Source organism: Kitasatospora sp. NPDC056327 (assembly GCF_042261735.1).
Taxonomy (GTDB): domain Bacteria; phylum Actinomycetota; class Actinomycetes; order Streptomycetales; family Streptomycetaceae; genus Kitasatospora.
Window position 1 is genome coordinate 1 of sequence record NZ_JBHJRC010000296.1, and the last position, 10,361, is coordinate 10,361.

At 77.1% G+C, this 10,361-nt stretch carries 4 protein-coding genes; 3 read left to right on the forward strand and 1 reads right to left on the reverse strand.

Annotated elements, in window-relative coordinates; genetic code table 11:
• Window positions 1-36 precede the first annotated feature (36 nt).
• Window positions 37-1,206, reverse strand: coding sequence for an amidohydrolase (locus tag ACFCX4_RS30215; protein ID WP_376149274.1), 1,170 nt, complete (start codon window positions 1,204-1,206; stop codon window positions 37-39).
• Window positions 1,207-1,335: 129 nt separating this feature from the next.
• On the opposite strand from ACFCX4_RS30215, the gene ACFCX4_RS30220 reads away from it, so the two are divergent.
• Genes ACFCX4_RS30220 through ACFCX4_RS30230 form a run of 3 tightly spaced genes read left to right on the forward strand, consistent with a single transcriptional unit; the run spans window position 1,336 to window position 10,213 of the window.
• Window positions 1,336-8,520, forward strand: a complete 7,185-nt coding sequence (locus tag ACFCX4_RS30220; protein WP_376149277.1) for an amino acid adenylation domain-containing protein — start codon at window positions 1,336-1,338, stop codon at window positions 8,518-8,520.
• A 41-nt stretch (window positions 8,521-8,561) separates the two neighbouring features.
• Complete coding sequence (locus tag ACFCX4_RS30225) at window positions 8,562-8,759, forward strand: MbtH family protein (RefSeq protein ID WP_376149280.1); 198 nt, start codon at window positions 8,562-8,564, stop codon at window positions 8,757-8,759.
• On the forward strand, window positions 8,756-10,213 hold the full coding sequence (locus tag ACFCX4_RS30230; protein WP_376149283.1) for a DHA2 family efflux MFS transporter permease subunit: 1,458 nt from the start codon (window positions 8,756-8,758) through the stop codon (window positions 10,211-10,213). The genes ACFCX4_RS30225 and ACFCX4_RS30230 overlap by 4 nt, the downstream gene beginning before the upstream one ends.
• The last annotated feature ends 148 nt before the right edge of the window (window positions 10,214-10,361 follow it).

The following is a 10,361-nucleotide window of genomic DNA, read 5'->3' on the forward strand; positions in this document are numbered from 1 at the left end:
GCCGGGGGCGGACCCCGCCGGCCGCCGTCCGGTGCCTCAGCCCCGGGCCGCCGCGAAGTCGGCCGCGGTCCACGCCATCGCGACCGCGCCCTCCAGCACCGCCCGGTCCGCCTCCGGCGCCACGGCGGCCTCGGCGAACGCCGCCTCGTGCGGCCCGCAGACGCCGCCGGTGATGTCCAGCACGGGGTGGATGGCCGGCAGCGCGTGCGAGACGTTGCCCATGTCGGTGCAGGCGAACGGCCCGCTCTCGACCGGCTCCGGCCGCCCGGCCGCCGCCGCGTTGGCCCGCCACAGCGCCAGCAGGCCGGCGTCGCCGCGGAAGTCCAGGTAGTCCGGTTCGGGGCGGGTCAGTTCGACCTCGCAGCCGGTGGCCAGCGCCCCGGCCCGGAAGCAGGCCTCGACCCGGGCGCGCAGCTCCGTGAGGTCCTCGGCCGCCGAGGCGCGGATCTCGTACTCGGCGGTGGCGCTGTCGGGGATGAGGTTGGGCGCGGTGCCGGCGGCCGTGGTGACGCCGTGCACCCGCCAGTGCGGCGGCAGGTGCTGGCGCAGCAGCCCGAGCGCGACCTGGGCGACGGTCAGCGCGTCGGCGGCGTTGCGGCCCTCGTGGGGGTTGAGGCTCGGGTGGGCGGCGCGGCCGGTGTAGCGGACGGACAGGGTGCCGAGCGCGAAGGAGTGGAAGTCGGCGACCTCCACCGGGCAGGGGTGGACCATCATCGCGGCGTCCACGCCGTCGAAGACGCCGGCGTCCAGCAGCAGCGCCTTGCCGGCGCCGCGCTCCTCGGCCGGTGCGCCGATCACCCGCACGGTGAGCCCGAGCCGGTCCGCGTACGGGGCCAGGCCGAGCGCGGCGCCCAGTCCGGCGGCGGCGATCAGGTTGTGACCGCAGGCGTGGCCGAGGCCGGGCAGCGCGTCGTACTCGCAGACCAGGGCGACGGTGACCGGGCCGCTGCCGAGGGTCGCGCCGAACGCGGTGGGCAGGCCGGCCACGCCCGGTTCGACGGTGTACCCGTGGCCGCGCAGCAGGTCGGCGCACCAGGCGGCGGCCCGGTGCTCCTCGAAGGCGGTCTCCGGGTGGGCGTGGATGCGGCGGCTGAGCGCGAGCAGCTCCTCCCGGTGGGCGAGCACGCGCTCGCGCACGGCCTCCTTCAGGCCCGGGTCGGCGGCCCCGGCGGCCACGGCCGGCTCGGTCGCGTTCAGGGGGGACATCGGCGCCTCCGGGGGCGTCAGGGCCTGCCTCCCGGCAGGCTGTTGACCAGACGATATGCAGATAGCTTAGGCTAACCTAAGTAGGCAGTAGGCGTTCCGTTGCGCCGGACCCGAGGAGCTCTCAGAACCATGCGTCGCCACCAGGCCGCGTCCGACCCCGTCGCCGTCCCCGCCGCCGACGTGCCGCTGCTCGCCACCCAGGCGGCGATCTGGTACGCCCAGGCGCTCGACCCCGGCAACCCGGTCTACAACACCGGCGACGCCGTCGAGATCACCGGCCCGCTCGACACCGGGATCTTCGAGGACGCCCTGCGCCGGGCCGTCGGCGAGGCCGACGCCCTCCACGCCGTCGTCGTCACCGACGGCGGCGACGACGCCCCGCGCCAGCGCCTGCTCCCGGGCCGCCCCTGGACCCTCCACCGGCTCGACCTGCGCGCCGACGCGGACCCCGAGGCCGCCGCCGAGGCCTGGATGCGTGCCGACCTCGCCCGCCCGGTCGACCTCGCCGAGGGCCCGCTGTTCACCCAGGCCCTGCTGCGCCTCGCCGACGACCGCCACCGGTGGTACCAGCGCGTCCACCACCTCGCCGTCGACGCCTACGCCCTCACCCTCCTCACCGGCCGGGTCGCCGAGCTCTACACCGCCCTCGCCGGCGGAACCCGCCCCAGCGGGCGCACCTTCGCCACCCCCGCCGAGGTCGCCGCCGAGGAGGCCGCCTACCGCGAGGGACCGGACCGCGCCGCCGACCGGGACTTCTGGCGCGCCCGGCTCGCCGGCACCGACGCCCCCGCCACCCTCCCCGGCGGCACCCCGGCCGGCCCCGCCGGCCTGCCCCGGCTCGCCACCGCACTGCCCGCCGGCACCCTGCCCCGGCTGGAGGCCGCCGCCAAGGCCGCCCGCGCCACCTGGGCCGAACTCGTCATCGCCGCCACCGCCGGCTACCTGCACCGCCTCGCCGGCACCGAGGACGTCGTGCTCGGCCTGCCGCTCGCCAACCGCCGCGGCCCCGCCGCCCTGCGCACCCCCGTCGCCACCGCCAACGTCCTGCCGCTGCGGCTGGCCGTCCGTCCCCGCGACACCGCCGCCGAACTCCTGCGCCGCGTCGTCCTGGAGGTCCGCGAGGCCCGCCGCCACCAGCGCTACCCGCTGGAGGACCTGCGCCGCGACCTCGCCCTCACCGGCACCCGCCGCGCCCTGTTCGGACCGATGGTCAACATCAAGGCCTTCGAGGGCGACCTCGACCTCGCCGGCCTGCCCGCCACCGTCCGCAACCTCGCCGCCGGCCCCGTCGACGACCTGGCCCTCGCCGTGTCGCCCGGCCCCGACGGCGCCCTGCGGATCGGCCTCGAAGGCCACCCCGACCACTACGGCGCCGACGCGCTCGCCGCCCACCTCGACGGCCTGCTCCGCTACCTCGACGGCCTCGCCGCCCTGCTGCTCGACGACCCGCAGACCCCGATCGCCCGGATCGACCTGCTCGACGAGGACGCGCTGCGCCGCGCCACCGCCGGCCGCACCGAACCCGCGGCCCCGCGCACCGTCCCCGAACTGCTCGCCGCGCAGGCCGCCCGCACCCCCGGCGCCGTCGCCCTGCGCAGCGGCGGGACCACCCTCACCTTCGCCGAACTCGACACCGCCGCCACCCGCCTGGCGCACCGCCTGACCGCGCTCGGCGTCGGCCCCGGCACCCCGGTCGCCCTCGCCCTGCCGCGCGGCGCCGACACCCTGGTCGCCATGTTCGCCGTCCTGCGGGCCGGCGGCGCCTGCCTCTCCCTGGACCTCGCCCACCCCCGGCAGCGGATCGCCGACATCCTCGACGACACCCGCCCGGTCTGCGCCGTCGGCACCGCCGAGGCCCTCGCCGCGCTCCCCGGGGCCGGCACCCGCCCCGCCGTCGTCCTCGACGACCCGGCCGTCCGCGCCGGCCTCGCCGCGCTCCCCACCGGGCCGCTGCCCGCGCCCCGCCCGGAGCACACCGCCTACCTGCTGCACACCTCCGGCTCCACCGGCCGCCCCAAGGGCGTCGTGGTCACCCACGCCTCCCTCGCCAACCTGCACGCCGGCCACGGCGAGGACCACATCGCCCCCGCCGTCGCCCGCACCGGCCGCGAGCGCCTGCGGATCGCCCACAGCGCCTCCTTCGCCTTCGACGCCTCCTGGGACCCGGTCCTGTGGATGCTCCACGGCCACGAGCTCCACCTGCTCGACGACGCGACCTACCGCGACCCGGCCGCCCTCGCCGCCCACGTCCACCGCGAGCGGACCGACTACCTCGACGTCACCCCCTCCTACCTCGACGTCCTGCTCGGCGAGGGCCTGCTCGCCGACGGCCGGCACCTGCCCGCCGTGATCGCGGTCGGCGGCGAGGCCACCCCCGACCCGCTCTGGCGCCGGCTCGCCGCCGTCGACGGCCTCACCCCCGTCAACCTCTACGGCCCCACCGAGACCACCGTCGACGCCTACTCCTGGACCCCCGGCCCCGACGGCACCCCCGTCGGCCGGGTCGTCCGCGGCTCGCGCGCCTACGTCCTCGACGGCTCGCTGCGCCCCGCCCCCGACGGCGTCGCCGGCGAACTGTACGTGGCCGGCGCCTGCCTGGCCCGCGGCTACCTCGGCCGCCCCGACCTCACCGCCGAACGCTTCCTCGCCGACCCCTACGGCCCGCCCGGCGACCGGATGTACCGCACCGGCGACCTCGCCCGCCGCCGCCCCGACGGCACCCTGGAGTTCCTCGGCCGCGCCGACGACCAGGTGAAGATCCGCGGCTTCCGGATCGAGCCCGGCGAGATCGCCGCCGTCCTCGGCGAACTGCCCGGCGTCGACCGCACCGTGGTCATCGCCCGCCCCGGCCCCAACGGCAAGCGGCTGCTCGGCTACGCCGTCCCCGCCGCCGGCGCCGTCCTCGACCCCGCCGCGCTGCGCTCCGGCCTCTCCCTGCGGCTGCCCGAGCACATGGTGCCCGCCGCCGTCCTCGTCCTCGACGACCTGCCGCGCACCGGCAACGACAAGCTCGACCACCGCGCCCTGCCCGAGCCGGAGGCCGCCGCCCCGGACGGCGGCGCCGCGCCCGCCACCCCGCAGGAGGAGATCATCTGCGGGCTCTTCGCCGACCTCCTCGAACACCCCGCGCTCCCGGCCCGCGACGCCGACTTCTTCGAACTCGGCGGCCACTCCCTGCTGGCCGGCCGGCTGGCCGCCCGGCTGCGCGACACCCTGGGCACCGCCGTCGGCTTCGCCGACGTCTTCCGCCACCCCACCCCGGTCGCCCTCGCCGCCCTGCTGCGCGAGCGCTCCGCCCCCGAGCCCCGCCCCGCCCTGGTGCCGGTCGAGCGCACCGGACACCTGCCGCTCTCCCCGGCCCAGCGCGGCCTCTGGTTCCACTACCGGCTCGAAGGCCCCAGCCCCACCTACAACATCCCGCTCGCCCTCACCCTCACCGGCCCGCTCGACCGCGACGCCCTCGCGCTCGCGGTCTCCGACCTCGCGGCCCGGCACGAGACCCTGCGCACCGTCTACGGCGAGTCCGCCGACGGCGAGCCCCACCAGCGGATCCTGCCGCCCGCCCCGGTCACCCTGCACACCGGCACCGGCGCGCTCGCCGACGCCGTCCGCCACTCCTTCGACCTCGGCGCCGAACCCCCGCTGCGGGCCACCCTGTTCGCCCACGAGGACGGCACCCACACCCTCCTGCTGCTGCTCCACCACATCGCCGGCGACGGCGCCTCCACCACCCCGCTGGCCCGCGACCTGGCCGCCGCCCACGCCGCCCGCCTCGCCGGCCGCACCCCCGAACTGCCGTCGCTCGACGTCCAGTTCGCCGACCACGTGGCCTGGCAGGCGAAGCTGCTCGGCACCGCCGACGCGCCCAGCCCGCTCGCCGTGCGCCAACTCGACCACTGGCGAAAGACCCTGGCCGGCCTGCCCGACCAGCTCGACCTGCCCACCGACCGCCCCCGGCCCGCCGTCGCCGCCCACCGCGGCGCCACCGTGCCGTTCCACCTGGACGCCGACGCCCACGCCGCCCTCGCCGCGCTCGCCCGCACCACCGGCACCAGCGTGTTCACCGCCGTCCAGGCCGGCCTCGCCGCGCTGCTCACCCGGCACGGCTGCGGCACCGACATCCCGGTCGGCACCCCCGTGGCCGGCCGCGACTCCGACGAGACCGCCGCGCTGGTCGGCTACTTCGTCAACTCCGTGGTCCTGCGCACCGACGTCTCCGGGGACCCGACCTTCCGCGAACTGCTCGGCCGCGCCCGCACCGCCGTGCTCGGCGCCCACGACCACGCCGACCTGCCCTTCGACCGCCTCGTCGAGGAGCTCAACCCGCCCCGCTCGCTCGCCCGGCACCCGCTCTTCCAGGTCATGCTCGCCTGGCAGTCCGTCCCCGACCGGGAGTTCGCGCTCGGCGGCGGCCTCACCGCCACCATCGCCGCGATCCCCTCCGGCACCGCCAAGTTCGACCTCACCCTCAACGCGGGCGAACTGCGCGAGGGCGGCATCGCGGGCTTCCTGGAGTACCGCACCGACCTCTTCGACGAGGCCACCGTCCGGGCCCTCGCCGAGCGCCTGGCCCGGCTCCTCACCGCCGCCGCCACCGCACCCGACACCACCGTCGGCCGGCTCCCGCTGATCAGCGACGACGAACACCGGCGCGCCCTCGTCGAGTGGAACGGCACCCCCGTCACCTCGGAGCCCGGCGCGACCCTGCCCGAGCTCTTCGAGGCCGCCGCCCTCGCCGGCCCCGGCTCGGTCGCCGCGACCTGCGACGGGGAGTCGCTCGGCTACGCCGAACTCGGCGCCCGCGCCGACCGGCTGGCCCGGCTGCTGGCCGCCCGCGGCATCGGCCCCGGAACCATCGTCGCGCTCGCCCTGCCGCGCTCCCTCGACCTGGTCGTCGGCCTGCTCGCGGTCGCCAAGTCCGGCGCCGCCTACCTGCCGCTCGACCCCGAGTACCCGGCCGACCGGCTCGCCTACATGCTCGCCGACGCCGCGCCCGCCGCGCTGCTCACCGACACCGCCACCGCGCCCCGTCTGCCCGGCCACAGCGTCCCGCAGCTCCTCGTCGACGGCGGCGAGCAGGACGCCTTCCCGGCCGTCCCGCTCACCCAGCAGGAGCGCACCCGCCCGCTGCGCGCCGAGGACACCGCCTACGTCATCTACACCTCCGGCTCCACCGGCCGCCCCAAGGGCGTCCCCGTCACCCACCACAACGTGGTCCGGCTGTTCTCCGCCACCGACCACTGGTTCGGCTTCGGCGCCGCCGACGTGTGGACGCTCTTCCACTCCTACGCCTTCGACTTCTCGGTCTGGGAGCTCTGGGGCGCCCTGCTGCACGGCGGCCGGCTCGTCGTCGTCCCGCACCTGGTCAGCCGCGACCCGGCGGCCTTCCTCGACCTGCTCGCCCGCGAACGGGTGACCGTCCTCAACCAGACGCCGTCCGCCTTCTACCAGCTCAGCGCCGCCGACCGGGAACGCCCCGGCAGCGAACTGGCCCTGCGCTACGTGGTGTTCGGCGGCGAGGCGCTCGAACTCGGCCGCCTCGACGACTGGTACGAGCGGCACGCCGACGACGCCCCCACCCTGGTCAACATGTACGGCATCACCGAGACCACCGTGCACGTCTCCTACATCGCCCTCGACCGGGCGAGCGCCGCCGCGGGCACCAGCAGCACCATCGGCGTCAACATCCCCGACCTGCGGGTCTACGTGCTCGACCCGCACCTGCAGCCCGTCCCGCCCGGTGTCACCGGCGAGATGTACGTGGCCGGCGCCGGACTCGCCCGCGGCTACCTCGGCCGCCCCGGGCTCAGCGCCGAACGCTTCGTCGCCGACCCCCACGCCGGCCTGTTCGGCGAGCGGGGCACCCGGATGTACCGCTCCGGCGACCTCGCCCGCCGCCGCTCCGACGGTGTCCTGGAGTACTTCGGCCGGGCCGACCAGCAGGTCAAGATCCGCGGCTTCCGGATCGAACTCGGCGAGATCGAGGCCGTGCTGGCCGCCCACCCGGCCGTCGCCGACGCCGCGGTGGTCGTCCGCGAGGACACCCCCGGCGACAAGCGCCTGGTCGGCTACGCCGTGCTCGCCCCCGAGGCCGACGCGGTCGCCGCCGAGGACCTGCGCGCCCGCACCGCCGCCGACCTGCCCGTCCACATGGTCCCCTCCGCCGTCGTCCTGCTGGAGCGACTCCCGCTCACCGCCAACGGCAAGCTCGACCGGCGCGCCCTGCCCGCGCCGGACGCCCCCGCCGCCGGCGCCGGACGGCCCCCGCGCAACCCGCGCGAGCAGCAGCTGTGCGAACTCTTCGCCGAGGTGCTGGGCGTCCCCGCGGTCGGCGTCGACGACGACTTCTTCGCCCTCGGCGGCCACTCCCTGCTGGTCGTCCGGCTCGCCGGGCGGATCCGCGCCGTGCTCGGGCTGGAGGTCGGCATCGGCACCCTGTTCCAGGCGCCCAGCGTCGCCGCGCTGGACACCGCGCTCTCGGCCGGCACCCCCGGCGCCGACGCGCTGGACGTCCTGCTCCCGCTGCGGCCCACCGCCCCCGGCCGGCGCGCCCCGCTGTTCGCCGTCCACCCGGCCGGCGGCCTCAGCTGGTGCTACACCGGCCTGATCCGCAACCTCCCGGTGGACGTGCCGATCTACGGCCTCCAGGCGCAGGGCGTCGGCGCCGCCACCGCCGGCGAGCCGCTGCCCGCCACCCTGGAGGAGCTCGCCGCCCACTACGTCGACCGGCTCCGCGAGGTCCAGCCCGAGGGCCCCTACCGGCTGCTCGGCTGGTCCACGGGCGGCATCATCGCCCACGCCATGGCCGCCCGGCTGCAGGAGACCGGCTGCGCCGTCGAACTGCTCGCCGTGCTCGACGCCTACCCGGCCGAGGGCTTCCGCGACCTGCCCGTCCCGGACCAGGCGGAGGCCCTGGAGGCGCTGCTCACCATGGGCGGCTTCGGACCCGAGGACCTCGGCGGGCGGCCGCTGGAACTCGCCCACGTGACCGAGGTGCTGCGCCGCGAGGGCAGCCCGCTGGCCGGCCTGGACGACGCCACCGTCGAGGCGCTGAACCGGATCTACCTGCACATCAACCACCTGGTGCGCGGCTACGACCACCGCCGCATCGAGGGCGACGTGCTGTTCTTCCGGGCCACCGTCGACACCATCGACGAGACCCTGGTGCCCGAGCAGTGGACGCCCTGGGTGGCCGGGCGGATCGAGAACACGAACGTCGCCTGTTCGCACAAGGACATGACGCTGCCCGAGCCGATCGCGCACATCGCGGGCGTGGTCGCCGAGCGCCTCACCGCCCTCGACGCCGGTCGCTGAGCCCTGCCCCGCCGGACCCCTTCCACAGGAGAACCCACCCCATGAGTGACGCCCCCGCCAACCCCTTCGACGGCGACGGCGACTTCCTCGCGCTCGTCAACGACCAGGGCCAGCACTCGCTCTGGCCGTCCTTCGCCGCCGTCCCGGCCGGCTGGGCCGTCGCCCACGGGCCGTGCGAGCGCGCCGCCGCCCTCGACTGGATCACCGCCCACTGGACCGACCTCAGCCCGGCCCGATGAGCCGCACGGACACCGAGCCCGGCCCCGGCACCCCCGCCGGGGCCGGGCCGGGCGGCGGCGCCCCGGCGCGCCCGCGGTTCGCGGGGCGCCTGGGCGTGGTGCTCGTCTACACGGCCGCGATGTGCATGAACGGCCTGGACTCGACCATCGTCAACCCGGCCCTGTTCACCATCGCCGGGGACTTCGGCCGCCCCGTCTCCGCCGCCAACGCGGTGGAGACCGCCTTCCTGGTCGGCCTCGCGGTCGGTCTGCCGGTGGCCGGGTGGCTCGGCGACCGGTTCGGCGTGCGCCGGGTCTTCCTCGGCTCGCTCGCCGTCTTCACCCTGGCCAGCGCGCTGTGCGCGGCCGCGCCCGGACTCGGCCCGCTCACCGCGGCCCGCGCCGTGCAGGGCGTGGCGGGCGGTCTGCTCACCCCGGTCGGCATGACCCTGCTGTTCCGGGCCTTCGAACCGCACGAGCGGGCCGGCCTCGGCAAGGTGCTGATCGTGCCGACCGCGCTGATGCCCGCGCTCGGCCCGCCGCTCGGCGGCCTGCTCACCGAACACCTCTCCTGGCACTGGCTGTTCCTGGTCAACGTGCCGATCGGGGCGGCCGCCGTGGTGATCGGCGCGGTCGCCCTGCGCGACCAGGAGGAGCCGCCGGCCGGCCGCTTCGACACCACCGGTTTCCTGCTCGCCACCCCCGGTCTCGGCCTGCTCACCTACGCGCTCGGCTTCGGCCCGGCCCACGGTTGGGGATCCCCGGCGGTGACGGTCTCCGGGGCGCTCGGTCTGCTGCTGCTCGTCCTCGCGGTGCGGCACCAACTGCGCACCGGGGAACCACTGGTGGACCTGCGGCTGCTGGCCGACCGGACCTTCGGCGCGGCGAGCTGGCTGGCCCTGCTCACCGCCGCCGGGCTGATGGGCGCGCTGTTCGCCTTCCCCCTGCTCTACCAGGCGGCCCTCGGCGCCTCGGCGCTGGACGCGGGCCTGAGCGTCTTCCCGGAGGCCGTCGGCCTGATGGCGGCCTCCCAGGTGGTCGACCGGTTGCTGCCGCGGCTCGGTCCGCGCCGGCTGGCGCTGCCGGCCCTGCTGCTGGCGGCCGTGGTGCTGGCCGCGCTCGCCCTGCCGGGCGTCGGCGGGAACGCCTGGGCCGTCCGGGCGCTGATGTTCGGTGTCGGCCTGATCCTGGGCACCGCCGTGCTGACCGTGCAGATCGCCGGGTTCGCGGACGTCGCGCCGCCCGCGATGGGCCGGGCGATGGGCCTGTTCACCATCGTCCGCACGCTCGGCGGCGCGTTCGGCATCGCCGGCGCGGCGGCGCTCATCGGGGCGCTCTCCGCGGACGGCGCGCACGGCACCGAGCCGGGGCCCTACCGGGTCGCGCTGCTGGCCACGGCCGGTGCCGTCGCCCTGGGGGCACTGGTCGCGGCGCGGCTGCCGAAGGAGGCGCCGGGCCCGCCGCCGATGGACTGACCGTGCCGGACGGCGTCCGACGGCCCGCCGCCCCACCGCGGGGCCGCGGGGCCGGGTGGGGTGGGGGCCGGGCCGGGGGCCCACGGGGGGCGGCCGGGCGATACAGAGCCCCGTGTTGGGGGCGGAAACCGCGACGCCCATGGTGCCC